General features: G+C 65.6%; 22 protein-coding genes. 16 read left to right on the top strand and 6 right to left on the bottom strand.

Going from position 1 to position 23,975, the window contains the following annotated elements; all coding sequences use genetic code 11:
• Positions 1-176: 176 nt before the first annotated feature.
• Together BM348_RS04770 and nucS are read left to right on the top strand one after the other, a co-directional pair.
• Positions 177-665, top strand: coding sequence for a hypothetical protein (locus BM348_RS04770; protein WP_092902491.1), 489 nt, complete (start codon positions 177-179; stop codon positions 663-665).
• Between the two features lie 188 nt (positions 666-853).
• Positions 854-1,597 carry an endonuclease NucS gene (gene nucS, locus BM348_RS04765; protein ID WP_092902489.1) on the top strand — a complete coding sequence of 248 codons (744 nt, stop codon included), beginning with the start codon at positions 854-856 and terminating at the stop codon, positions 1,595-1,597.
• 374 nt (positions 1,598-1,971) lie between these two features.
• On the opposite strand, the gene mutS is transcribed toward nucS, so the two are convergent.
• Complete coding sequence (gene mutS / locus BM348_RS04755) at positions 1,972-4,716, bottom strand: DNA mismatch repair protein MutS (protein WP_092902485.1); 2,745 nt, start codon at positions 4,714-4,716, stop codon at positions 1,972-1,974.
• 119 nt (positions 4,717-4,835) lie between these two features.
• Here mutS and BM348_RS04750 point away from each other — a divergent pair, with 119 nt between their 5' ends.
• Positions 4,836-6,494 (top strand): helix-turn-helix domain-containing protein, encoded by a 1,659-nt coding sequence (locus BM348_RS04750; RefSeq protein ID WP_092902483.1) that lies wholly within the window; start codon positions 4,836-4,838, stop codon positions 6,492-6,494.
• A 68-nt stretch (positions 6,495-6,562) separates the two neighbouring features.
• Here the strand turns inward: BM348_RS04750 and gvpO are convergent, their stop codons facing one another.
• Positions 6,563-7,126, bottom strand: a complete 564-nt coding sequence (gene gvpO / locus BM348_RS04745) for a gas vesicle protein GvpO, halophile-type (RefSeq protein ID WP_092902481.1) — start codon at positions 7,124-7,126, stop codon at positions 6,563-6,565.
• 81 nt (positions 7,127-7,207) lie between these two features.
• On the bottom strand, positions 7,208-7,492 hold the full coding sequence (gene gvpA, locus BM348_RS04740; RefSeq protein WP_092903619.1) for a gas vesicle protein GvpA: 285 nt from the start codon (positions 7,490-7,492) through the stop codon (positions 7,208-7,210).
• Between the two features lie 677 nt (positions 7,493-8,169).
• On the opposite strand from gvpA, the gene BM348_RS04735 reads away from it, so the two are divergent.
• The 8 genes from BM348_RS04735 (at position 8,170) to gvpM (ending at position 13,041) form a co-directional block, all read left to right on the top strand.
• Positions 8,170-8,799 (top strand): GvpL/GvpF family gas vesicle protein, encoded by a 630-nt coding sequence (locus BM348_RS04735; RefSeq protein ID WP_092903617.1) that lies wholly within the window; start codon positions 8,170-8,172, stop codon positions 8,797-8,799.
• Positions 8,800-8,805: 6 nt separating this feature from the next.
• Entirely contained in the window at positions 8,806-9,060 is a 255-nt protein-coding gene (gene gvpF / locus BM348_RS04730) for a gas vesicle protein GvpF (protein WP_092902478.1), read from the top strand.
• On the top strand, positions 9,060-9,809 hold the full coding sequence (gene gvpH / locus BM348_RS04725) for an Hsp20/alpha crystallin family protein (protein WP_175507105.1): 750 nt from the start codon (positions 9,060-9,062) through the stop codon (positions 9,807-9,809). The genes gvpF and gvpH overlap by 1 nt, the downstream gene beginning before the upstream one ends.
• Positions 9,802-10,767 (top strand): hypothetical protein, encoded by a 966-nt coding sequence (locus tag BM348_RS04720; RefSeq protein WP_092903615.1) that lies wholly within the window; start codon positions 9,802-9,804, stop codon positions 10,765-10,767. The genes gvpH and BM348_RS04720 overlap by 8 nt, the downstream gene beginning before the upstream one ends.
• A 102-nt stretch (positions 10,768-10,869) precedes the next feature.
• Positions 10,870-11,373 carry a gas vesicle protein GvpJ gene (gene gvpJ / locus BM348_RS04715; protein WP_092903613.1) on the top strand — a complete coding sequence of 168 codons (504 nt, stop codon included), beginning with the start codon at positions 10,870-10,872 and terminating at the stop codon, positions 11,371-11,373.
• Positions 11,370-11,714 (top strand): gas vesicle protein GvpK, encoded by a 345-nt coding sequence (gvpK, locus tag BM348_RS04710; protein WP_092902476.1) that lies wholly within the window; start codon positions 11,370-11,372, stop codon positions 11,712-11,714. Before gvpJ ends, gvpK begins: the two co-directional genes overlap by 4 nt.
• A gap of 101 nt (positions 11,715-11,815) precedes the next feature.
• Positions 11,816-12,688, top strand: a complete 873-nt coding sequence (gene gvpL / locus BM348_RS04705; protein WP_092903611.1) for a gas vesicle protein GvpL — start codon at positions 11,816-11,818, stop codon at positions 12,686-12,688.
• Positions 12,688-13,041, top strand: a complete 354-nt coding sequence (gene gvpM / locus BM348_RS04700) for a gas vesicle protein GvpM (protein ID WP_092902474.1) — start codon at positions 12,688-12,690, stop codon at positions 13,039-13,041. The genes gvpL and gvpM overlap by 1 nt, the downstream gene beginning before the upstream one ends.
• A 73-nt stretch (positions 13,042-13,114) precedes the next feature.
• On the opposite strand, the gene BM348_RS04695 is transcribed toward gvpM, so the two are convergent.
• From BM348_RS04695 to purF, 3 genes are all read right to left on the bottom strand, one after another.
• Positions 13,115-13,330, bottom strand: coding sequence for a hypothetical protein (locus tag BM348_RS04695; protein WP_050050387.1), 216 nt, complete (start codon positions 13,328-13,330; stop codon positions 13,115-13,117).
• 1,067 nt (positions 13,331-14,397) lie between these two features.
• Positions 14,398-15,675 carry an HAD family hydrolase gene (locus tag BM348_RS04685; RefSeq protein WP_092902470.1) on the bottom strand — a complete coding sequence of 426 codons (1,278 nt, stop codon included), beginning with the start codon at positions 15,673-15,675 and terminating at the stop codon, positions 14,398-14,400.
• A 173-nt stretch (positions 15,676-15,848) separates the two neighbouring features.
• Positions 15,849-17,321: an amidophosphoribosyltransferase gene (gene purF / locus BM348_RS04680; RefSeq protein ID WP_092902468.1), complete on the bottom strand. Its 1,473-nt coding sequence runs from the start codon at positions 17,319-17,321 to the stop codon at positions 15,849-15,851.
• Positions 17,322-17,570: 249 nt separating this feature from the next.
• Here purF and BM348_RS04675 point away from each other — a divergent pair, with 249 nt between their 5' ends.
• The 5 genes from BM348_RS04675 (at position 17,571) to BM348_RS04655 (ending at position 23,869) form a co-directional block, all read left to right on the top strand.
• Positions 17,571-18,431, top strand: coding sequence for a COX15/CtaA family protein (locus BM348_RS04675; RefSeq protein ID WP_394328084.1), 861 nt, complete (start codon positions 17,571-17,573; stop codon positions 18,429-18,431).
• A gap of 111 nt (positions 18,432-18,542) precedes the next feature.
• The gene (gene grpE, locus BM348_RS04670; protein WP_092902464.1) at positions 18,543-19,433 is read left to right on the top strand and encodes a nucleotide exchange factor GrpE; all 891 of its coding nucleotides are present in this window, start codon (positions 18,543-18,545) and stop codon (positions 19,431-19,433) included.
• A gap of 299 nt (positions 19,434-19,732) precedes the next feature.
• Positions 19,733-21,688 (top strand): molecular chaperone DnaK, encoded by a 1,956-nt coding sequence (gene dnaK / locus BM348_RS04665; RefSeq protein ID WP_092903609.1) that lies wholly within the window; start codon positions 19,733-19,735, stop codon positions 21,686-21,688.
• Between the two features lie 108 nt (positions 21,689-21,796).
• Positions 21,797-22,972: a molecular chaperone DnaJ gene (gene dnaJ / locus BM348_RS04660; RefSeq protein WP_092902462.1), complete on the top strand. Its 1,176-nt coding sequence runs from the start codon at positions 21,797-21,799 to the stop codon at positions 22,970-22,972.
• A 108-nt stretch (positions 22,973-23,080) separates the two neighbouring features.
• Positions 23,081-23,869: a hypothetical protein gene (locus tag BM348_RS04655; protein WP_092902460.1), complete on the top strand. Its 789-nt coding sequence runs from the start codon at positions 23,081-23,083 to the stop codon at positions 23,867-23,869.
• The last annotated feature ends 106 nt before the right edge of the window (positions 23,870-23,975 follow it).

The following is a 23,975-nucleotide window of genomic DNA, read 5'->3' as shown; positions in this document are numbered from 1 at the left end:
CGACATCGATAGGTATCTCGGGTACGCCGTCCGTCTTCGTACGTCGGTACGCTCCCGGATCGGTTATCCTGGTCCGTGCGGGAAGATTCCAGGAAGAACCCGCTTACTCGAGGGTAATCCGCGCATGCTATAAAAGCCTTCGCAAAGATCAGGACGGTTGGGCCCGAACGGCCGGTATGCGACTCACGCCAGCCGCCGTCGTCGAACAGCGCGACTGGATAGCGACGCGATCTCCGAGCGTCGTGGCGACGATAAACGACGTTCGCGCCGCGCTCGGCGAGCAGTTCGAGACCGACGTGGATCCGGTCACCGAGACGCAGTATCGGGCGGAAGTCGACGCAGTGTTTGCCGACGGCGACCTCGCGGTCAACGTCGCGGCGTTGGTCGCGATACTCCGGGAGCTCGACGTCGCGGACGACTACCCCGGCTTCGTCGTCGACGAGATCCTCGGGCGCGAACTGGCCGCCACGATCGCGGGCACCCAGCCTCTTCGGACGTTGGGCGAAGCGACCTTTCACTACGCGGACGTTCACGTTCACGGCTCGAGCGAGGACAACGCGGGCGTCGACGACCTCGAGGCGGCCCTGGCCGCGGGCTTTCAGACGCGCCTTCCGGGCTGGGACTGGACCGAGCGCGACAGCCCGTTCGCCATCGATTCCGAGTAAGCACCGGGAAGGGACTCGCCTGCGTGGCGACGGGCGAGTCGTCGGTGGCTGGGCGTCGGTGGTGGGCGTCGATGCCGGGGTGTCGGTGGCGTTGTCGTCTGTAGTGATCGGTTCGACATCGGTCGATTCCGTCGCCGGTTCCGCGGCGTGTCGGGCCGTTTTTATCCGGTCGGCGGCTAGCTCGTCCAGTGACCGCCTCCGATCACACGGGTCCCGTCACCCTCGAGCAGCCCGCCGTCGAGACGGCGCGAGAAACCGTCGCCGACGGCATCGATCGCGACGCGCTGGTGACCGTCTTCGGCCGGTGTACCGTCGAGTACGACGGCCGGGCTGCGAGCCGGCTCGAGGCAGGGGATCGACACGTCATGTGCAAACCGGACGGCACGACGCTGGTCCACACCGACGAGGGCCAGCAGCCGGTCAACTGGCAGCCACCGGGGTGTAGCCACGAGGTGTATTGCGAGGATGACGCGCTGTTCCTCGAGAGCCACCGGTCGACCCCCGAAGAGCGGCTGCTGGTCGGGTTCGAGCGCGTGGCTCAGGTGTCGCTGTTTCCGATCTCCGACTCGAGCGACCTCACCCTCGTCGGGACCGAGGAGGACCTCCGCCAGCGGATCCTCGAGGATCCCGGCCTGCTCGAGCCCGGCTTTCGGCCGCTTGCGACCGAGCGCGACACGCCCGCGGGTGCGATCGACATCTACGGCGAGGACTCGGTCGGCCGCGCGGTCGTCGTGGAACTCAAGCGACGCCGCGTCGGCCCCGACGCGGTGAGCCAGTTGCGGCGGTACGTCGACGCGCTCGAGCGCGATCTACACGCCGATGCGTCGATTCGAGGGATTCTGGTCGCGCCGTCGGTGACGGATCGGGCGCGCGGACTGCTCGGCGAGCACGACCTCGAGTTCGTCTCGCTCGAGCCGGTCGGAGAGGGTTGATACTCGGATCGAGTGTCGATATTCGGCCGAAAGAGCTGGATTCGGCCGGCCGGGTCCGAGCGAGGGCTCGAAGCGGAACGCCCGAGGAGGGGTTCTCGAGTAGACGACAGCAGTCGATCTGGTACCATCACTCGAGCCGACAACACGAATCGCCACGTCCTCCCCAGCCGACTCACTCGTTCGTTGCCGCGCGACGCAACGCGTCGCACACGGCTCACTCGTTCATCCCTCGCACGGCTTTCGATCGCGGTTCGCTCCCGCTCGCCGCGATCCAGCGCGCGCCACCGCAGGGCGGTTGGTTAGACGAGGGTGGTCAGGCGGGGTAGGTAGAGAGAGCGACATTATTTCCGCGAGGCGAATCAGTTCGAAGCGGCTCACTCCTCGAGCAACCGCTTCAATCGATCCAGTTCCGTCAGCGCCTCGACCGGCGTGAGGTGGGCGAGATCGAGCGCGCGGAGTTCGGCCGCGACGTCGGTCGGCACGTCCCCGCCGTCCGCGGTCGCCGTCGTCGCGTCGTCGGTCGCGCTGGGCGCGTCGGTAGTTCCAGTCGTCGCGTCGTCGGCCGCAGTCATCGCGTCGTCAGTTGCGGCCGTTTCGCCGTCGCCCGCTCCCGCCCGTTCGGTCGCGGACTCGGCGCCCGCCTCCGCGACCAGCTCTCGCGAGCGCTCGACGACGGGTTCGGGGACGCCCGCCGCGGTCGCGACTGAGACGCCGTAGGAACCGTCGGCCGCGCCGGGGGCGATGTCGTGGTGGAAGACGACCTCGCCGTCTTCCTGGGTCGTCTCGAAGTGCAGCGTGAACGCGGCCTCGAGATCGTCGGTCAACTCGGTCAGCGGGTGGTGGTGTGTCGCAAACAGCGTCGTCGCGCCGACCTCGTCGTGGAGGTGTTCGGTGATCGCCTGCGCGATGGCGAGCCCGTCCGCCGTGGAGGTCCCGCGGCCGACTTCGTCGAGCAGGACGAGCGAGCGCTCGTCGGCCTCCTCGAGGATCGTCGCGAGTTCGTCCATCTCGACCATGAACGTCGAGCGCCCGCCCGCGATGTCGTCGCTCGCGCCGACGCGCGTGAAGATCCGCTCGAGGGGCGTCAGCCGAACGGAGCGGGCGGGGACGAAGCTCCCGACCTGCGCGAGCAGCGCGATCTGGGCGACCTGTCGCATGTACGTCGACTTTCCGGACATGTTCGGCCCGGTGATGATCCCCAGTCGGCGGTCGTCGGCGAAGCGGGCCCCGTTCGGGACGAACGACTCCTGGGTTCGCTCGACGACGGGGTGTCTGCCGCCCTCGATCTCGAGCGTGCGCGGTTCGTCCCGCCCTATAACCTCGGGCCGACAGTAGTCGTACTGGGCCGCGACGGTCGAGAGCGAGACGAGCGCGTCGAGCGTCGCGACGGCCGAGGCGAGCCCTTGGACGCGTTCGACTGCCGCCGCGATTTCGCGTCGAATCTCGCAGAAGAGTTCGTACTCGCGCTCGTCGGCGCGCTCCTCGGCACCGACGATCTCATCCTCCCGTTTCTTGAGCTCCGGCGTGACGAACCGCTCGGAGTTCTTCAGCGTCTGCCTGCGCTGGTAGTTCTCTGGCACGGACTCGAGGTTCGGGTTCGTCACCTCGATGTAGTAGCCGTGGACGGAATTGTAACCGACCGACAGCGAGTCGATGCCGGTCCGTTCGCGTTCGCTCTCCTCGAGGTCGTCGATCCACCGCTTGCCGTCCCGCGCGGTCTCGCGGAGTTCGTCGAGGTCGTCGTCGTACCCCTCGGCGATGACGCCGCCCTCGGTGATCTCGATGGGCGGATCGGCGACGAGGCCGTCCTCGATCAGTTCCCGAACGTCGGAGAGGGGATCGAGGTTCGCGTGCAGCGTCTCGAGTCGGTCGCACTCGTCCCGAACGCCCTCGAGTCGGTCTCGCAGTTCGGGGACGACCGCGAGCGTGTCCCGCAGCGAGCGCAGATCCCGCGCGTTCGCACGCTCGCGTGAGATCCGTCCGATAAGCCGCTCGAGATCGTAGACATCCCTGAGAAGGTCCGTCAGTTCCTCTCTGGTGCGGACGTCGCCGGTAAGCGCCTCGACCGCGTCCAGGCGCGCGTCGATCCGCGCGGGTTCGAGCAGCGGTCGGCGAAGCCAGTCCCTGAGTTTCCGCCCGCCCAGCGCGCTCGAGGTTTCGTCGAGGACGCCGAACAGCGTCGCCTCCTCTCGGCCGTAGACGGCCCGCGGTTCGAACAGTTCGAGGCTCCGCAGCGCGACGGCGTCGAGCAGGAGATACTCCCGCGGGTCGTACCGCGTGAGGTGGGTCAGGTACTCGAGTCTGGTCGTCTGGGTGCCGGTTTCGATCGTCCCGTCGGAGTCGGCGTCTTCGTCTTCCTCGACTCCGCCTCGGGCGTACTCCGCGTATGCGAGCAGGGCACCGCAGGCCCGTACTTCCGCGTCTCCCGCGAGCAGCGAATCGGGGTCGCCGAAGTAGTCGGCGAGCAGTTCGCCGGCGCGCTCGCGCTCGAAGACGGATTCGTCGAAGGGCGTCACCATGCACGCTTCGGGTGCCAGCGCCCCGTCGACACCGGGACCGACGATCGCCTCCGCGGGGGCGAATCGGCTGATCTCGTCTGCGATCGCCTCGCTCGAGGTCGAACTCGTCGCGAGGAAATCGCCCGTCGAGACGTCGAGCAGCGCGAGTCCGTGCGTGTCGTCGGTGCGAGCCAGCGCCGCGACGAAGTTGTTGTCGTCGCTCGCGAGCAGTTCGTCCTCGGTGAGCGTCCCGGGGGTGATGACGCGGGTGACGGCGCGTTCGACCACGCCGGGCGACTCGCCCGGTTCTTCGACCTGATCGGCGACCGCGACGCGGTAGCCTGCCTCGAGCAGGTCGTCGATGTACGACGCCGCGTTGTCGACCGGAATGCCGGTCATCGGGTACTCTCCGGTCGAGTCCTCGCGACTCGTCAGGGTCAGTTCGAGGAGGCGGGCGGTCCGCTCGGCCGCGCCGCAGAAGGTTTCGTAGAAGTCGCCGACCTGAAAGAGGACGATCGCGTCGTCGTAGCGAGCACAGAGGTCGTGATACTGGCCCATCATGGGCGTCAGTTCCTCGCGCCGGTCGGCCATTTCTGGTGGGGGGCCACAGGCCGAGTCCATATCCAGTACCGGCCGCCGGACGCTGAAATAGCTTGCTGGATCAGCCGGACGCGACCGCTCTCGAGCCCCGAACGACGGAAAAAGGTATTACGATTGGCTCGCCAGTAGCTGATGACACCATGGCCTCGCCGAACTCGAGCGGAACGGTCGCGGTCCTCGCCGCGCTGGTGGTCTGTGCGATCGTCGCGGGAGCGACGGCACCGGCTCTCGCCTCCGCGCCGGCAGACCGTTCGCTCGAGGGAAGCGGGCCAGTCCGAATCGGCGTGGATGCCCTCGAGGCCGATACCCTCTCGATCGATACAGTCGCGATCGACACCGACTCGAGCGGTAGTATCGACGATACCACCGAGAGCATCGATGACACGGTCGATAACACCAGCGAGGGAGTTGACGAGACGACCGAGAGCGACGGCGATACGACTGATGCGGGGACGGACGAGACGACAGACGTCCTCGAGGAGGCCGACGGTTCGGATAGCGACATCACCGACGACGCCGATGGATCGATCGACGACGAAACCGATTCGACAGCGCCCCTCTCGAACGCCACGAACGAGACGAGCGACCTCGGGAACGCTACTGACGGCCTCGAGAACGCGGCTGGCGAACTCGAAGGGGGCACGGATGATGTCGAAAACACCTCAAAAGACCTCGAAAACGCGACTGATGGCTTCGGAAACGCGACTGACACCTTCAGAGACACCCCCGGCGAACTCGAGGGGGCGACCGACGAACCGGCCAACGGAACCGGTTCGTTCCTCGCGGAACCGGTCGGCGCTACGACCGACGCGCTCTCAGAGACGGCGTCGGGGGCCACCTCGAGCGTTTCGAAGACCGTCTCGAGCGTCACGGCAGCCGACCCGACCGCCCTCTCGTCGGCAGTCGCCGCGACGGTCGATGACGAGTCGCCGGTCGGCAGCGCGCTCGCGGGCGAAGAGCCGACATCGCAGGGGCCCGCCAAGACCGCGTCCGATGCGGTTCTCGTCGGAATGTTGGGAGCCGTGTCCGCGTCGGCCGCCGCGGCTGGCGGAGCCGGCGCTGGCGGTGGAATCGGCGCGGCCGGCGCCAGCCTCGGCGGTGCTGGAACGGCGGGCGCGAGTGCGGCGGCCGGCGGTCTCGCGGGCGGCTCTGGGAGTGCCGGCGCGAGCGCCGCCGGGAGCGGGGGGCTGACCGGGACGGCCAGTTCCGCGGTGGCAAACTGGTCCGCTACTGGCCGTCGCCTCCTCCGACGGGCGCTCGCTGCGCTCCCGTGGGAGCTACTCCCGATCTTCAAGTACAGCAGGTACGACGACTCGGACCCCCTCGAGAACGAGACTCGAGCGACGATCTACGAGACCGTCGAATCGAAGCCGGGCTGTTACCTCTCGGAGCTCGGCGAAGACGCTGGCGTTTCCCTGTCGACGGTTCGCCATCACGTCCAGATCCTCGAGGACGAAGGGCTCCTCACGACCGCCAAAGTCAACGGCAAGCGCCGGTACTACCCCGAGGAGACCGACGCCGCGCTTCAGGCGGCGCTCGAGGAACCCGCCAAACGCGACGTGCTCGAGGCCCTCTCGACGCTCGAGCGACCGAACAACAGTCAACTCGCGAGCGCGCTCGATCGCGATTCGAGCACGATCACGCACCACCTGTCCGCGCTCGAGGACGACGGACTGGTGGTTCGAGAGCGCGACGGGCGGTCGACCGTCACCGAACTCGCCCCAGAGACGAAAGCGGCGCTGCGGGGGACGGAGATTTCGTCGCTCGAGGACGCCTCGGCGCGATCGCCGGCCGATTGACCGGGTGCTAACAGACGCGTCGGCGTGATTTCACTGGCCCCGTTGTGTCGATCAGGTTCAGTGACGGATCAGTCCTCGAACGACCCCGTGTCGCCGCGTCGATACCGGTCGATCCGCTGGTAGCCGAGCACGACCGCGTCCTCGTCGAGTTCGATCTCGTACCGCCCGAGGACGTCCTGCGTGTCCGGTATCGAGGCGCGTTCGACGACTTCCGCGACCGCGCGCCACCCCTCGTCGGTCGGCGTGATTTCGCTTACTCCGTCGAACCGATAGCCGATGAGTTCGCCCGCCGTCGACTGCACGGTTCGACGGACCGCGAGGACGCCCTCGATCTTGCTCTCGTCGACATCGCCGGTTTCGATGTCCGCATCCTCGAGCGAACTCGTATCGACGTCTTCGGGATCCGTCGTTTCCTCGCCGGCCATCGCGGCCGTTTGCGAACCGGTGGTTTCGCCATCCTGTTGGTCGTGTTCCTGTTCGTGCTGTCGTTCGGTTTGACTGTCGCTCACTGTTGGATCACTCTCGTCGTGTTGGTAGCAAAACCCGTCGTCCTGAGCCGGCCGCGAGCAGCGCTCACCGTCGTCGGTGAGCGCGTGACATCGCTCGCTCGAGTCCGCCTCGGCTTCGGCCATTGTAACAGGTTCGTTCCGCAGTCGTCTAGTTCGCGTTTTCGACCGGTTTCGGTCAGCTGTCGGCCATCTGCTGGTGACCTATCAGGAGGCTGAAAGAGGCGACGACTCGGGGCGTCGTTCGATCTCGAGTTCTTCGAGATCCTCGAGTTCCCCGTCTGTCGTCGCCTTCTCAATTTTTGCGATCTCCTGTGCGTAGTGTAGGAAGGTGTCCACCGACGCGACGACGACGCGTGCTTCGACGGTGAGCAGTTCGATCCCGACGACCGAAACGCGCGCCCAGATGTCGATGACGACGCCCTTGTCGAGGACCCGATCGAGTACCTCCGCGAGACTCGAAGAGTCCGGTCTTCGTTGTGGTGATGCCATCTCGACTGCCCTTCCACCGGGAACGGGTTTGACGACTCGCGTTGCGTTTGCAAGTTGGCCGCCACACAGCGTCTCCCACCGGTTCATCGGCGTTAGCTGTGGATTCCGAAATTGAGCCGATCCGGTTCCGATCGAACCGACCGATTATCGGGGGTCTGAGAGGCGTGGCACATTCGCGACACGTGGACACACTCGGCTGCGAACTGCTACTGCAAGCACGAGTATAACGGCGGCTGGAAGCGTAGTTCGGTTCGAATCGCGGTCGCGGCCCCAAGGTGACCCGACTGATGGCTCTGATTCGACTGATGACCCCACGGTGTTCGGGCTGATGATAGTCCGTGGAGCCTCCTCGTCTCCGCTGTGGTCCGTGGGATCTCCCTCGAGCGCCGTCGGGGATTCGGACCCGACCGGTCTGACGACGGGTGGCAGCCACGACGCTCAACCGGAGTCCGCGAACGCGACGACACCATGATAACCGAACCGAACCGCCGTCGGCGACTCCGAGCCCATCCCACCTCCTCGAGCGGATTAGTTCGATGCACGCCTCGAGCGGTGCATCGATCGCGCCCCTGCCCGCGCTTCGCGAGGCTATCGCTCGATTCGCGGTCGTCTCCGCTCGCTGCGAAGCCGTTTCCCTTCGCCCCGAGACTTCCCTCCGTCGAAGGAGGTGGTCACGCGTGACCAACCGCTACGTCTACGGCATCGTCGAGTCGGGCGCGAACCTCGAGTTCGAAACCGACGCCGTGGGGGGCGCAGATCGAGTCTACACCGTCCCGCACCGCCGGTACGAAGCGGTCGTCTCGGACATCGACACGACCGAACCGGAGGAGACGGACGAGGACGCGAGACGCCACGACGAGGTCCTCCGCGAGATCATGGCGCGGACGAACGGCCATCCGATCGTCCCGATGCGGTTCGGGATGGCCTTCGAGAGCAACCGAGCGCTGAAGAACGTCATTCGAGGCGCTCGGCCGGCGTTCCGACGCGCGATCCGCGATATCGAGGGTCGGATCGAACTCGGACTCAAGCTGGTCACCGAAGCGGACGCCGACGTCGATCGCGAGGCGATCGAGGAGATCGTCGCAGACGCACTCGAGCCGCTGGCCGTCAAGTCGGTCGAGAACGACGACTTCAGCGATCGGCTCGTCCTCAACCGGTCGTACCTCGTCGAGGAATCGGCGCGCGAACAGTTCGACGAGGCCGTCGCGGAACTCGAGGACAGCCCCGATCTCGAGGACGTAATCGTCCAGTATACGGGCCCGTTCGCCCCCTACAGCTTCGTCGACGTGACGATCGGGGCGCGGTGATCTCCCGTGTTCGTCCTCGACGACCTTCTCTTCGGGCCGTTCGTGAACATCCTCGACGCGATCCACACCGTCGCACTCGACGAGCTCTACGACATCGAGGCGCTCGAGGACGAACGGAAGGAGAACCGGCTCCTGTACGAACTCGGCGAGCGATCGGAGACGGAGTATCGCGCCCGAAAGGAAGCGATCGAGGACGAACTCGAGGTCGCCCGCGAAGCCCACGAACACCTGCGGAGCGGACGCGTCGAGGTGAAACGATAGTGACCGATGAACCGCCACCTGACGACGACCGATCGGACGAACCGGATGAGAACCGACGGGACGGGCCCGATGGAAACCGACCGGACGCGCCGGATGAAAACCGACGAGACGAGAAGAATAGAAACCGACCGGGTGCGTCGGGCGGAGATCGGTCGGGGGAATCCGACGACCGGCGCGATCAGTCGGGGGACGACGACCACTGGCTCTCGAGTCTCCTCGGGCTTCTCGACGCGCTAGATCGGTCCGCGAGCGGGTCCACATCCGATCGGCGCGGCGGCCGGTTCGGCTTCGAGTACGACGTCTCGATCGATTCGGGACTCGAGTCGCCAGGGTCCGCGGACGGACGGCCACCGGTTCGCTCGCCCGACGGGTTTCGAGAGCCTCCCGGCGGGCGCGATCCCGGGTCTCGATCCTCCCGAACGCGTCGGCGTCGCCCGTCGCCCCCGCCACATCACGTCTCGGTCCGACGGTTCGACGACGAGCTGGTGCTCGCCGCCGACATTTCCGGCGCGGACCCCGAGACGGTAACGGTCGGATTCAGCGGGAGCGGCGACGACACCGCGCTCGTCGTCGGCGTCGGCGACAGGGAACTCGAGCGCGTCGACGTGCCGTGGGAGCCGTCGTCTGTGGAAACGGACGCGCGAATCAAAAACGGAGTTCTGACCGTGACCGTCTCGAGCGGTCCCGCTGACGGGGAGGCGGACGCGAGATCCGACGACCCAGGTTCGGGTGGTGATCGACGTGACTGAGGGTTCGACCGAAACCGATACTGGAGCCGTTTTCGAGAACGCGCTGGAACGACTCGAGTCGCTTCGGACGGAACTCGACCTCGTCGAATCGCTCGAGGATGTCGACGACGAGACGCTCGAAGCCCTCCTCGGCGACGTCGACGCGCTCGTGGCGGTCGCGACGGAACTCGAGGAACTGTTCGACGCGCTCGACCTCGAACAGCTGCCGGAAGCGGTCGACGGCGACGAACTGCTCGAGGCGATCGACGCGAGCGAGGTGCCTGCAGCGCTGAGCGACGCTGACGAGAGCGGCGTCGGTGACGTCGTCGACTTCGGTCAGGTAGTCAGCGCGGTCGATCTACTGAACGCCTGGAACGCGACCGATCTGACCGCGATCTGGGAGGAAACACAGGACCTCGAGGAAGCGGTCGGGGACCTCGCGAACGACGAAGACGGCGGACTGGCATCGACGGCCGCATCCGCTGTCGCCGACGACGATAGCGGCGGTCTCGTCGGCGACGATGGAGTTCTCGGCGGGGATGAGGACGGCGACGGACCGCTCGGCGGCGGAGACGAACTCCTCGAAGATGTGGGCGACCATCTCGAGGGCGTCGATCCGACGGACGCGCTGGGATCGATCAGCGTCGACGAAAACCCCGAGGCCTACCAGGCGTTCATCCAGCAGCAGGCGATGGCGGGGATCGACGAGTTCCGGGACGCGCTGTTGAAGACCCACGGCAAATTCGAGACGCTCTACGAACTGAACCGCGAGAAGATGCGCCGACAGGATACGAGCACCAGTTCCAGAAACCCGACCGCCGTCTCGACGATTCCGACCGATCGGCGCGACCTCGGCGGCGGCGCTCGATACTCGACGGTGCCGCGCGCGGTGAAGTACTCGACGGCGCCGGCTCGAGATCAGATCTACGGACGCCGATTCGAACTCGAGCGAAAGCGGCGGGGGTACGACGATGACTAACGGTGAACGCAATGCTAGCTAAATCACGACGTCCGACGGTCGACAAGTCAGCCCGAATCGACTACGAACACCCGCTGGTCGTTCGAACGACCGCGTGTGGAGGTGATCGGCGTGGTCGATGACTTCCAGCCGAGTCGACAGCAGACCGACCTCGCGGAGGTCGTCGAACTGCTCCTCGACAAGGGGATCGTCATCAACGCCGACATCGCGGTCTCGATCGGCGACACGCAGCTTCTTGGCATTCAGCTTCGAGCCGCGATCGCCTCGTTCGAGACGGCGGCGAAGTACGGCCTCGAGTTCCCCGAGGGGACCGACATGCAACGAGTCGCCGAGGCCGTCGACGATCCCGAACTGGCCGAAACGGATCGTCCCAATCCGGCGATCGACCCGACTCGAGGCGTGAACGTCTCGCCGAGTCCCGAGGACGACGGCGGCGATTCGGACGACCGGGCCGACGCTGGGGGAAACGAGACGGCTCCGGCTGATGGCGACACCGAGGCGGCAGGCCCGGCTGATGACGATACCGAGATGGCAGACTCGACCGATGACGACGGCGACGCGGACGACGGAGAGATCGAGGCGGTGACGGAGGCAGGTGCCGAATGACGACCATCGATGTCGGCGACGGCGAGAACGCGAGAGACGGCCTCATGACGCTCGTGGTCACCGTCGTCGAACTGCTCGTTGACGCGCTCGAGCGGGAGGCCATCCGCCGAATGGAGTCCGGGGACCTGCGAGAGGACGAGATCGAGCGGCTGGGAGAACAGCTCGCGACGATCGAGGCCGAACTCGAGTCGTTGAAAGCCGACGAGGGGATCGACGACGACGTCGACGACCTCCGTGGCGACCTCGACGGGTTGGTCCGCGACGCCATCGAGCAGTTATCGGGCGAGCACGAGGACTATCGACGACCCGGCTACTCCGTATTCGGCGGTGAGAACCGATGAGTCGCGACCGAGCGGAATCGGGCCTCGACCCTCGAGAGCCGCGATCCACTGCCGGCGAACGGGACGCGTCGCCGCATGCCGCAAACGAAGGCGACACACCAATGGACGCCGCGGACGCGAAGGAAACACCGCCAGATATCGAGGACGGCCGCTACCTCTACTGTGCGGTTCGCGTCGACGGCGACGGCGTTCCGGGCGACGGGGATCGGCTCTCCCTCGAGAACGGCGGTATCGACGGCGAACCCGTCACGGTGCTCGCCGTCGACGACGTCGGCGTCGTCTGTCACGCGTGCGACGACATCTACGATTCGGGCGACATCGCCCAGATAAAACGGTGGCTCGTCCGCCACCAGACCGTCGTCGATAGCGCGGGTGAGACCTTCGGCACGCCGGTGCCGTTCCAGTTCGATACGATCGTCAGAACCGGCGACGAGGGGCTTCGAGAGTGGCTTCGGACCGAGTACGACACGCTCGAGCGAACGCTCCGGGAACTGGCCGGCCACTGGGAGTACCGCATCGAGGTCGTCGAGACGGATCCCGTCGACGAACGACACCTCCTCGAGACGGACGAGCGACTCGCCGACCTCCGCGATCGGATCGACGACTCGAGTTCGGGAACCGCGCACTTGCTCGAAAAACAGTACGAACAGCGCCTCGGCCAGTTGCGAGCGACCCGTCGGGAGACCGTCGAAGCAGACCTCCGGGATCGGCTCGACGAACGTGCCCGCGAAGTGCACGCGCTCGAGCGATCCCCCAGCGCGACGCTCGAGGACGGCGCGACGGGTTCGACGAAACCCGCGGGAATCGAGGACGGCGAGACGCTGTGTCGGTTCACCGTGCTGGCCCACGAGGACGACGAATCCGCCGTTGGATCGGTCCTCGACGACGTCGCGGAGAACCCCGGCTTCGCGGTCACGTTCACCGGCCCGTGGCCGCCGTACACCTTCGCCCCCGAACTGGGTGGGACCGACTGATGATGCCCAGAAAGGACGACGAGGTGCTGGTCGACCTCCTCGACGTGATCTTGCGCGACGGGGTCGTCCTCCGTGTCGACGTGATCGTTTCGGTCGCCGACATTCCCCTCGTCGGGCTCAAACTCACGGCCGTCCTCGCTGGGATGGACACGATGACCGAGTACGGACTCTTCGAGAAGTGGGACGCGGAGCGCCGTCGCTCGGCGCTCACCCGCCGACAGTACGGCGACTCGAGAAACCGCGTCTCCGCTGGATCGAACGAGACGAATACGACGCCGAGAACGGATACAACGCCGGGCGCGAACGACCGAAACGCATCGTCAGAATCGGACGAACGAAACGAAAAACGATGACAGGCGGGGGATCACCGAACGATACGAACCGAACTCGACTCCGGGCGAGGCAAGCCGACCTCAACGCGAATTCTCACGCGTATTTCGGCCGTTCTCTGGTGAGTTCGACGTCGCCGGTGACGCTCGCTTCGTCGTGGTCCTCGTCGTAAATGTACTGTCCCGTCGATTCGCAGAGCGTACATTCGTAGTGTTCGGTAATTTCGTTGATCATCTCGCCGTCTTCGAAGTACACCCGACTCTGCGTGATCTGGAGAAACTGGGCGGTCTCGCAGTTCGTACAGGTGATCATACCGACCTCTCGGCCGGGATAGGTTGTAGTTATCCGGCTTGTAACCGAAAGTAGGCGATTTCTATGAGCGGATTAACGGGGCCGGATCTCGAGCGGTTATCTCCCACGCAGCGAGCGATTGTGCGGCCCGTCACAACGGTCGTTAGCGACCGGGTAAGCGGTCTATACCGCATGCGTGCGCCGCGGTTCTGTCCCGTCGAACGCAGTCCAACCGGCGGAGTAACGCGCGCTATCTCCCGTCGAAACCGATAGCCGGCCGGAACCGTGACCGCGGTCCGGAGGCTCGTCGAAAAACCGGATCGTTTCGATGCTGCGCCGAACCGACGTCGTTGCTTTCCTGAACGAAACAGTTCTCGAAAGTGAACCGAACACCGAATCGGGTCGTCGTCCGTCGGCGTTCGTCCTCGAGCGTCGCCGTCACCTAACCGCGTCACCGGCGGGCGAGCGACCGGCGTGACGACCGGTCGACGCGCCATCCGCGTGGATCGACACGCCCTGCGTTGGTCGCCGCACCATCTATTCCGTGAATCGGCCGCGCCAGAGCGCAAGCCTTTCGTTCCGGCTGCGACGCCCGTCCGTTCTCGATTCCGATAGCCGTCCGTTCGGCTGCCGATACCCATCCGTTCTCGATGCCGCCACCCGTCCGTTCGCGATGCCAACATCGTTCCGGACGTAGGCACGCACCACCGAACGAAATCGCGGTCTATCGGCCGACGCGGGACGTGTTCACTATCCGCGTAGTCGGAGGGTACATCGACCGGCGAGATCGGACCGAACGAGTTTCGATACGCTACTCTCAGGCAGGTTGTTCATAACAAAACACCTGCCTCACATCGACGCCTTTGCGGGGAACACACCCCGTCGGGTGCGTACCCAGTGCTCATCACGTACTGACCGTACGATTGCGTGTCCGTGCCCGGATCCTCGAGGCGGCTTCGCCCCCGTGTCGAGGATGCTCATGTCTCTCAACCCAGGACGGGGTCCCGCTCCCGTCCGGGCTTCGATCGAACTCGTAGCAACCGGCCTACCGAGGGCGGGGCGACACTCGAGGCGGGTTCGCCGCCCGCTCACTCGAGTCGCGCGAGCAGATTGAGCGCGTAGACCGTCCGTAACACGTCGACGCTCTTTCCCTGATCGAAGACGAGGTCGTCCGTCCGAAGCACGTGATCGAGCGTGTCCTGCGAGGCGTGTTCAGGAGCCGCCGCGATGCCGGCGTCGTTGTCGTCGACCCACTTCATCACCCGCAGGTCGCTCTTGGAGTCGCCCATGACCAGCGCGAAGGGGTCGTCGACCCCCAGCACCTCGAGCGCCCGCTCGACGCCGACGACCTTGTTCAACTCGAGGCTGCCGATCTCCGCCGCGTCGGCCTCGTAGTAGGCCACGTCGATTCGCTCGAGCGTCTCGGCGAGCACGGACGGGATCGAACCAGCGTCGAGGTCCGGATAGGCCTGTTCGCTCTCGAGGACTGCGCGGATCTCAGGGTCCTGATCGGCGTAAAACGCCCGCGTCCACTCGTTGACCGTGTTGCCCTCGATGGTACGGGTACCACGTCCGTCGCCATCGCCGACCTCGAGCGCCGAGCCGACGGCGTCGGCGAGCAGGTCGATCAGGTAGACCAGCGCCTCGTCGATGACCGCGCGCGCCTGCGACGTCCCGGTTTCGTAGTTGGGCTTCATCGTGACGTTGAACTCGTTGCCCTGCAGGTGACAGCCCCGCCGGAGATCGGCCGGGGCCTCCGGGAGCACCCGACTTCGCACGTCGTCGAACACCGTGCGGATCTCCTCGTCTAGGTCCTCGTAGAGCAACTGCTTCGTGTTCGCGCCGTGGCCCGGCGTGAAGACGCCCGTCCCCGCCTCATAGACGATCGAGAGGTCGCCCGAGTGGACGATTTCGCTGCCGAGCCCCTGGATTGCAAAGCCCTTGACGTTCTCCAAGGTCTGGCCGGTACAGATGACGATCGGAATCCCCGCCTCGTGAAACTCCGTGAGCATGTGCAGGGTGTCCCGCGGAATCTCGTTGTCCGTTCCACCCGCGGATCGAAGCGTCTCGTCGACGTCGAGGACGAGCACGTTTACGGCCCGGTCGTACTTCGCGTTCAGATCAAGGGCGGTAAACGCCTGCTCTCGAGTCGCCCGCGCGGCGGTCTCGGCGAAGGTCTCGCCCGCGGCGAAATCGCTGCGTATCTCGTCCTTTCGCTCCTCAAGGACCGTGTTCGCTTCCTGCCAGTGCTCGAGGGCGGCCCTCGAATCGATCGCCGGAAACACGTCCACGAACTCCTGGTACTCCCGGAGCGTCTTCGTGTCGTACTCGTCGTAGAGTCGATAGACGAGGTCGTAACGTTCCATGGTACCTACAGGCGGTGGCAGTGGGATAATCGTTTCCCGAGACGATCGACGCGCCATCGCAAAATTGGGTCACTCGAGGGGCCGTCGGCGCGATCAGTCGGTTGGTACAGCGCTGGACTTCAGGTCGCTGCGTGCAGTCCCAGCCTCAGTCGTCGGTGTGTAGCGCAGATCCCTCAATCGTCCGCGTGCAGCGCCGACCCCTCGAGTTGGGGCCGAGCCACGTCGCGGTCGGTCTCTTCGCCCTCGATGTCGTAGGGGTACTCGCCGGTCACACAGCCCATACAGAGGTCCTCGCGGTCGCTCTCGAGGACGCTCGCGACGCCGTCAGTCGAGAGGTACGCGAGGCTGTCGGCGTCGATGGCCTCACAGACTCCCTCGGTGTCCTTGTCCGCGGCGATCAGTTCCTCCCGGGTCGCCATGTCGATGCCCATGTAACAGGGCGCGACGATCGGTGGCGCGCCGATGCGCATGTGGACCTCCTCGGCCCCGCAGTCTTTGAGCAGTTGTACGAGCTGGGTGGAGGTCGTCCCGCGAACGATGGAGTCGTCGATGAGCGTGACAGTCTTGCCCTCGACGGTCGATTTGATCGGGTTGAGCTTCAGCCGAACCGCGCGCTCGCGTTCGTCCTGGGTCGGCATGATGAACGTCCGGCCCACGTAGCGGTTTTTCATCAGCCCCTCGGCGAACTCGACGCCGTCGTCGTTCTCGTCTCGCGGCTCGCCCTCGGCCGTCGTCTCGCTCGCCGCGTCGGCGTAGCCGGAGGCGAACGCCCGGCCCGAGTCGGGAACCGGCATCACGACGTCCGTTTCCACGCCGCTTTCAGCCCAGAGCGTGCGACCGAGTTCGCGTCGAGCCTCGTAGACGAGCGTTTCGTCGATCACGCTGTCCGGGCGGGCGAAGTAGACGTGTTCGAAAAAGCAGTGTGCCGTGTTCTCCTGGTCGATCAACTGGTAGGAGTCGAATCCCTGCCCGTCAGCCTGCAGGACGACGAGCTCGCCCGGCCGAACGTCGCGGACGAGTTCGCCGTCGAGCGTGTCGATCGCAGCCGACTCGGAGGCCAGGATGTAGCCGTCCTCGAGCTTCCCGATACAGAGCGGGCGATTCCCTTGCGGGTCGCGCACGCCCATGATCGTCTCGTCGTGGCTGATCGTAAGCGAGTACGAGCCGTGGATCCGCTGCATCGTGCGCTTTACAGCGCGAACGAGGTCCTCCTCAAGCAAGTTGCGCGCGAGGTCGTGGGCGATCACTTCGGTGTCACCGTCGCTCGTGAAGGCGTGGCCCGCGCCGGCGAGTTCGTCCCGAATTTCGTCGGCGTTGACGAGGTTGCCGTTGTGGCTCAGCCCGAGCGAGCCGCTCTTGAACGACACCGAGAACGGCTGTGCACAGCTCGAGTCGACCGATCCCGCGGTCGGGTAGCGGACGTGGCCGATCCCCGCCGACCCGTTGAGCACGTCGAGGTCGTCCTCGCCGAACACGTCGCCGACCAGCCCCATGTCGACGTGGCTGTGCTGTTGGAAGCCGTCGTGGGTGACGATCCCCGCCGACTCCTGGCCGCGGTGCTGGAGCGCGTAGAGTGCGTAGTACAACGGTCGTGCCGCCGATCGACCGTTCAGCGCGACGCCGACGACGCCGCACTTCTCGGTCATTCCTGTTCGCCGGGGAGTTTCGCCCCGCGCTTCAGTCATAGCTCATCCTACGGAGTCCGACCGATAAAAACCTCCTTGTTTGTGCTCGAATCAGTCTCTAAAACGCGAAATATATACACAATTGTGGACACTCACGAACGGGAGCAGCCCTCGTCGTCGGGTCTCGAATCGACAGGTGCCCGATTCTCGAGCGCTGGGACAGACTCGGACAACCTAAATGCGGGCGTTCCCAAGCCCCGCCTGAAGACCGTGTCGTCTACTACACACACATCCAACTCGACTATGCGTTCGCTCCGCGATCGGTTCGGCTTTCCGCATCTGTTGGCGGGGACGCTCGTGCTGGTCGGCGCGACGATTCTGCTCGGCGTCGCGGCGAAAGCGACCGGCTCCGGTCTCGGCTGCGAGGCGAACTGGCCCCGATGTGACGCCGGGCCGTTCAACCTGTTTCCGGCCCACATCGTGAGTTTCTACGAGTGGTTCCACCGCTTCGTCTCGATGTTCGCCGGCTTCGCGATCATCGGGACCGCCGTCGCCTCGATCCGACGGGCGAACGTCGACCGACGCGTCACCGCGCTGGTCGTCCTCGGAATGGTGCTGACGCCTGTTCAGGTTGCGCTGGGACGTGAGACCGTCCAGCAGTACACCACGAACATCCTCTCGCTTCACTTCTGGACGGCAATCCTGATCTTCACCCTCTTCGTCGTCGCGACGATTCTCGTCTGGGCGCCGCGACTAACCGCGGGACAGGTCACCACCGCCTTCGCCGTCGGGAGCCTGACGGTCCCGGCCCACGTCGGGTTGAGCCTGTTCTATCTCGCGCCCACCACGAGCTATCCCCCCCGCGTACAGATCGCCCAGTACGCGCTTTCACTCGCCGTCGTCTCCGTGGCCGTCTTCGTCGTCCTCGTCGGTCGCCGCCACTTCGAGAAGCGAGGCGTTCGAAGCGTGCTCGCTCTCTCACCGCTGCTCGCCTATCTCACCGTCTTCTTCGGTCGCCAGTCCGTGGTGGGATACCGACTTGTCGAACTCACGTACCTCGGACTCGCGGCGGTGCTGACGGGTATCTTCCTCGTCGGCATCTGGCTCACGAAGTCGAACGCCCGCTCGTAGCCGGACGAAACGCGACCGGTCGAACGCCCCGCCCGCGGCCACACCCGGGCCAGCCGACACGTTCGCGACCGGACCTCAACCCTTTTATTACCGCTGTTCTTTGACTGGGATATGAGCGAAGACGAGGGCACGAACGCAGACGCCCAGTCCGTTCCGTCCGAGGAGGAATCCGACGACGTTGCCGGCGGAGACGACCAATCTACGCGCCCAGCCGAGGACTCCCCCTCCGACGAGCGCGAGGCGTCCTCCGACGGGCCCGAGACGGCCGACGCGTCGGATCCCGCCGCCGAGACCGACGTCTCGCCGACGCTCGCCGACGCCGTCGCGGCGATTCCGGACGAGGACACCACCGAGGAGGTCGACCGACTGCTCGAGGACGCGGTCGAACGCGAGGCGGACCTCGTCGGTCGCATCGAGGAACAGGCCGAAACGATCGGCGAACTCCAGGCGGCCCTCGAGCAACGAGACGAACGGATCGAAGCGTACGAAGCCGAGGTCGAGGACCTCCAGAGTCGGCTCAAGCGCAAGCAGGCCGACTTCCAGAACTACAAGAAGCGAGCGAAAAAGCGCCAGGAACAGATGAAAGAGCGCGCGACCGAGGACCTGGTCGAACGGCTCGTCGGCGTCCGAGACAACCTCAAGCGCGCGCTCGAGGAGGAAAGCGGCGACGTCGAGAGCCTCCGAGACGGCGTCGACATGACCCTCCGGGAGTTCGACCGGATCCTCGAGGACGAGAACGTCACCGAAATCGATCCGGAACCGGGAGCCGAGGTCGACCCCCAGCGCCACGAGGTTATGATGAACGTCGACAGCGACCAGCCCGAAGGAACGGTCGCGGACGTGTTCACGCCCGGCTACGAGATGGGCGAGAAAGTGATTCAGAACGCACAGATCACCGTCTCGAACGGTGAGTTCGCCGAGGAGGGCGTCGAAGCCGGCGCGGACGCGGAGGGTTCGGAAACTGGCGACCCGTCGGACGAAACCGAAGGAAGCGAAGCGTAGCGCGGATCGTCTTCTCGCGAGCGGCCACCCGTCCGATATCACGCCGTGAGAGCGCACGCTGTCGACAGCTGAAGGCGACTCGAGTGGTCGAGAGACCGATCGAATTTGTTGGTGCTGGTACCGACCGACACGGCTCGAGCAACCGCCGCGGGACTTGCTCTATGGTACCTATAGGCAACCAAATTTTATCGAACCCCAACTGTCGAGAGTCGCCGATAGAACTGCTCACAGCGGGTTTTATTCGATCGGCGGACCCAGCTAGTAAGCTTTAAAACAAAGTGCGCGTTATACCCGGCCAGATGACGAGCAACAAGATTCTCGGGATCGACCTCGGGACGACGAACAGTGCCTTCGCAGTGATGGAAGGCGGTGACCCGGAGATCATCGTCAACTCGGAGGGCGACCGAACCACGCCGTCGGTCGTGGCCTTTACCGACGACGAACGGCTCGTCGGCAAACCGGCGAAGAATCAGGCGATTCAGAACCCGGAAAAGACCATCGCCTCGATCAAGCGCCACATGGGCGAGGAGGACTACACCGTCGAGATCGAGGGTGAAGACTACACGCCCGAAGAGATCTCGGCGATGATCCTCCAGAAGATCAAACACGACGCGGAGGAGTACCTCGGTGACGACATCGAGAAGGCGGTCATCACGGTGCCGGCGTACTTCTCGGACCGACAGCGCCAGGCGACCAAAGACGCCGGCGAGATCGCCGGTTTCGATGTCGAGCGGATCATCAACGAGCCGACCGCGGCGTCGATGGCCTACGGCTTGGAGGACGACGCCGATCAGACCGTCCTCGTCTACGACCTCGGCGGCGGGACGTTCGACGTCTCGATCCTCGATCTGGGCGGCGGCGTCTACGAGGTCGTCGCGACCAACGGCGACAACGACCTCGGCGGCGACGACTGGGACCACGCCATCATCGACTGGCTGGCCGAGCAGTTCGAGGCCGAACACGGCGTCGACCTCCGCGAGGACCGACAGGCCCTCCAGCGGCTCAAAGACGCCGCAGAGGAGGCCAAGATCGAACTCAGCAGCCGGAAGGAAACCGAGATCAACCTCCCCTTCATCACCGCGGGCGACGACGGCCCGATCCACCTAGAAGAGAGCATGACTCGAGCCAAGTTCGAGTCGCTCACGTCGGATCTCATCGAGCGCACGGTCGAACCGACCGAGCAGGCGCTCGAGGACGCGGGCTACGAGAAGGGCGACATCGACGAAGTCCTGCTCGTCGGCGGCTCGACCCGGATGCCACAGGTCGCCGAGAAGGTCGAGGAACTCATCGGCGAGGAGCCACAGAAGAACGTCAACCCCGACGAGGCCGTCGCGCTCGGCGCGGCGATTCAGGGCGGCGTCCTCGGTGGCGAGGTCGACGACGTCGTCTTGCTCGACGTGACGCCGCTCTCGCTCGGTATCGAGGTCAAGGGCGGCCTCTTCGAGCGACTCATCGAGAAGAACACGACGATTCCGACCGAGGAGTCGAAGGTGTTCACGACCGCGGCGGACAACCAGACGTCGGTGCAGGTCCGGGTCTTCCAGGGCGAGCGCGAGCTCGCCGAGAAGAACGAACTGCTCGGCGAGTTCCACCTGACCGGCATCCCGCCGGCACCGGCCGGAACGCCCCAGATCGAGGTCGGCTTCTCGATCGACGAGAACGGGATCGTCAACGTCTCCGCCGAAGACAAGGGAACCGGCACCAGCGAGGAGATCACGATCGAGGGCGGTGCCGGTCTCTCCGACGAGGAGATCGATCGACTGCAAGAGGAAGCAGAAGAACACGCCGAAGAGGACCAGCAGCGCCGCGAACGGATCGAGGCGCGCAACTCCGCCGAGGCCGCGATCCAGCGCGCGGAGACGCTCCTCGAGGAGAACGAGGAGGTCGACGACGAGATCCGCGAGAGCGTCGAAGCGGCCGTCGAGGACCTAGAAGAGACGATCGACGACGAGGACGCCGAGGCCGACGACATCGAGGCGGCGACCGAGACCCTGAGCAAGGAACTACAGGAGATCGGCAAACAGGTCTACCAGGACGCTGGCGCGGGTGCAGCCGGCGGAGCAGCCGGCGCTGGAGCCGCCGGCGCGGGCGCTGCCGGCGGCCCGGGAGCCGCGGGCGGTGCTGGAATGGGAGGCGGCATGGGCGGCGGTCCGAACCCCGGCGCTGGCGGCCCGGACGCGGGTGACGACGAGTACGTCGACGCCGACTTCGAGGACGTCGAAGACGAGAGCGACGACGACGGCGACGACTCCTAACGACTCCGAACGCACCTGACGACCCCGAGCACCCGATCTCGCAGTTCGTTCTCGAGGGCGCACAAACGGTCATTTCAAGTGGCTCAATCGATTACGGTGGGGTAACGAATGAGCGAGGATTTCTACGATGTTCTCGGCGTGAGTCCGGACGCCTCTCCCGAGGAGATCAAGCAGGCGTACCGATCGAAGGCGACGGAGTACCATCCGGACGTCAGCGACGATCCGAACGCCGAAGAGAAGTTCAAGAAGATACAGAAGGCAAAGCAGGTCCTGACCGACGAGGAAAAGCGAAGCGCCTACGACCGGATGGGCCACGAGCAGTACGAGCAGGCCGAAAAACACGGGTACGACGCGAGCGAGGGCGGCGCCGGCGGCATGGGCGGTGGCCCCTTCGGCGGCATGGGTGGCGGTATGGGCGGTGGCGGCATGGGCGGCGGTGGCGGCCTCGGCGACATCTTCGAGCAGGTCTTCGGCGGCGGTGGCGGCCGCGGGAGACGCGGCCCGCAGAAGGGACGGAACATGCGAACCGACCTCGAGATCGATCTCGAGGAGGCCTATGACGGGGCCCAAAAGCAGTTCACGATCGCCCGTCCCGAGGCGTGTGACACCTGCGACGGCGAGGGACACCCGCCGAGCGCCGACGCGGAGACCTGTCCGGAGTGTCAGGGCCGCGGACAGGTGACGCAGGTCCAGCAGACGCCGCTCGGCCGAGTCCAGCAGACGACGTCCTGTCCGCGCTGTGAGGGCGAGGGAACGCTTTACTCCGAAACCTGTAGCGACTGTCGCGGCGAGGGATACGTCCGCGAGGAGGTCACGCTCACGGTCGACGTCCCGGCGGGCATTCAGGACGGCCAGACCCTCAGAATGGAAGGCGAGGGGAGTCCGAGTCCCGACGGCGGTCCGAGCGGCGACCTGCTGATCGACGTCTCGATCCGCGAGCACGACGAGTTCGAACGCGACGGCAACGACCTCCGATACCGCCTCCCGATCTCGTTCCCGCAGGCGACCTTCGGCGACACGGTCGAGGTGCCGACGCTCGACGGTGCGGTCGAGTTCGACGTTCCGGACGGCACCCAGAGCGGCGAAACCTTCCGCCTCGAGGGCAAAGGAATGCCCCGCCTCCAGCGCCGCGGAAGCGGTGACCTCTTCGTGCAAGTCCAGATCGTCACGCCCGACAGCTTGAACGCCGAACAGCGCGAGGCACTCGAGGAGTTCGCGGAGGCCGGCGGCGACGAAATCGAGGTCAACGAGGGCTTCTTCGAGAAGATCAAGCGGGCGTTCTGATCGGCGCGAGCGAACGGTGTCGGTTTCAGCGGCGATGGGTTCTGATTTCGAACGACGACGAGCGCCGCGAGTCGGCGTCCTTTTTCGGCTCCGAACGAATTGGCAGGTATGACCGCGACAACGGTCGGCGACCTGTTCGCTCGAGAGCGGCGAACGGACCGACCCGCACTCGAGGACGCCGCCGGCCGGACCTACGATGCCCACTGGCTCTGTACGAGCACGTGGAAGGCGGGGAACTTCCTCCGACACAGCGGCGTCCGCGAGGGCGTGGCCGTCGGCGTCGTCGGCTCGGGACCGATGGCGCTGCTCTCGTTTTTCGGAACCGCGTTGCTCGAGGGGACGACCAGGTTCGATCCGCCGAGAAACCTCGTCGACGACGGTGATTCGGCGGTGGCTCCCGACGGAACCGCCTATCGGACGGTCGTCGCTCCGACCGCCTCCGTCGGCGACTACCGACTGCCGACGGGCGGCCAGCGAATCGGCTACGGCGAGAAACCGGACGATCCCGCCGTTCACCACCTCGATACCGGTCTCTGGAGCGAGAACCCCTCGTTCCCGCCGATCGACACCGACCCCGACACGGCAGTGCTGACCGACGGGAACCGGACGATCACGCACGGTGACCTCCTCGAGAGCGCGCGGGACGTCGTCGAGGCGAACGCGCTCGAAACCGGGGATCGAGTCGTCGTCCGAGCACCGCTTTCGGATCCGCGGACGGTTGCAGCCGGCGTGATCGCGCCGCTGCTCGCCGACGGCGTCTGTGTCCTGTCGAGTAGTTCCGACGAGACCGATGCGGATGGCTTGACAGGTGAGCGGGGGGTCTACGCCATCTCATCTGAGAACCGCGAATCGACGCCCGAACCGCGACGCATCGCTCTCGAAACCGTCTCGATCTAGTTACCAATCGTTGGTAATACGGTTTCTTTATCCAGAGTGACCTGCGAAACTGGTGTTCAGTACAGTGCGTATACGGGTCGTGAGTTTCACAGGCAAATCTGATAAA

Origin of the sequence: Halostagnicola kamekurae, assembly GCF_900116205.1 — an archaeon.
Classification (GTDB): domain Archaea; phylum Halobacteriota; class Halobacteria; order Halobacteriales; family Natrialbaceae; genus Halostagnicola; species Halostagnicola kamekurae.
The sequence above is the reverse complement of the archived record's forward strand: the minus strand, read 5'-3'. Positions and strand labels throughout refer to the sequence as shown.